Annotated in this window: 1 protein-coding gene; it reads right to left on the bottom strand. The window is 67.2% G+C overall.

The annotated features are described in order from the left end of the window. The coding region (gene rpoB / locus ACZ6R6_RS49305; RefSeq protein ID WP_470104475.1) for a DNA-directed RNA polymerase subunit beta at positions 1 to 1,664 on the bottom strand (1,664 nt) is incomplete at both ends.

The raw sequence follows: 1,664 nt of genomic DNA, 5'->3' as shown, positions 1-1,664 counted from the left end.
CGGACCAGCTCGTTGACCCCGGGCGGCAGCTCGTCGCCCTCCTCACGGCTGAACACCCGCACCCCGATGACCTTGCCCTGCTCGCCGTGCGGCACCTTCAGGGAGGTGTCACGGACCTCACGGGCCTTCTCACCGAAGATCGCACGCAGCAGCCGCTCCTCGGGCGTCAGCTCGGTCTCACCCTTGGGCGTGACCTTGCCGACCAGGATGTCCCCGGGCACGACCTCGGCGCCGATCCGGATGATGCCGCGCTCGTCGAGGTCGGCCAGGACCTCCTCGGAGACGTTCGGGATGTCCCGGGTGATCTCCTCCGGCCCCAGCTTGGTGTCACGGGCGTCGACCTCGTGCTCCTCGATGTGGATCGAGGACAGCACGTCGTCCTGGACCAGACGCTGGGACAGGATGATCGCGTCTTCGTAGTTGTGCCCCTCCCACGGCATGAACGCCACGAGCAGGTTCTTGCCCAGCGCCATCTCGCCGTTGTCGGTGCACGGACCGTCGGCGACGACCTGGTTCACCTCGATCCGGTCGCCCTCCTTGACGATCGGCTTCTGGTTGAAGCAGGTGCCCTGGTTGGAGCGCTTGAACTTGGCGACCCGGTAGGTCGTGCGGGTGCCGTCGTCGTTCATCACCGTGACGTAGTCGGCCGAGACCTCCTCGACCACGCCCGCCTTGTCGGCGGTGATGACGTCACCGGCGTCGGTCGCGGCACGGTATTCCATGCCCGTGCCCACCAGCGGCGACTCGCTCTTGAGCAGCGGCACCGACTGGCGCATCATGTTCGCGCCCATGAGCGCGCGGTTGGCGTCGTCGTGCTCCAGGAACGGGATCATCGCGGTGGCCACCGACACCATCTGGCGCGGCGACACGTCCATGTAGTCGATCTCCTCGGCGCGGGCGAGCTCGGTCTCACCGCCCTTGGTGCGGACCAGGACGCGAGCCTCGGCGAACGTGCCGTCGGGGTTGAGCGCCGTGTTGGCCTGCGCCTTGACGTAGCGGTCCTCCTCGTCCGCGGTGAGGTAGTCGATCTGGTCGGTCACCGTCCCGTCGACGACCTTGCGGTAGGGCGTCTCGATGAAGCCGAAGGGGTTGAGCCGGCCGTAGGAGGCCAGCGAGCCGATCAGACCGATGTTCGGTCCTTCCGGCGTCTCGATCGGGCACATCCGGCCGTAGTGGGACGGGTGCACGTCACGGACCTCGAAGCCGGCCCGCTCACGGGACAGACCACCGGGACCCAATGCGTTCAGCCGCCGCTTGTGCGTCAGGCCGGCCAGCGGGTTGATCTGGTCCATGAACTGCGACAGCTGGGAGGTGCCGAAGAACTCCTTGATGGACGCGACGACCGGGCGGATGTTGATCAGGGTCTGCGGCGTGATCGCCTCGACGTCCTGGGTGGTCATCCGCTCGCGCACGACGCGCTCCATGCGGGCCAGGCCCAGGCGGACCTGGTTCTGGATGAGCTCGCCGACGCTGCGCAGGCGGCGGTTGCCGAAGTGGTCGATGTCGTCGGTCTCGATGATCACCGTGTCGATCGGCGCGCCCTCGGCCGCCGGCATCGACTCCTCGCCGGCGTGGAGCTTGACGATGTATTCGATGGTGGCGACGATGTCCTCTTCGGTCAGCGTCCCCTGCGTGATGTCGCTGTCGACACCCAGCTTCTTATT

The organism is Streptosporangium sp. NPDC048886 (assembly GCF_055586905.1).
The sequence above is the reverse complement of the archived record's forward strand: the minus strand, read 5'-3'. Positions and strand labels throughout refer to the sequence as shown.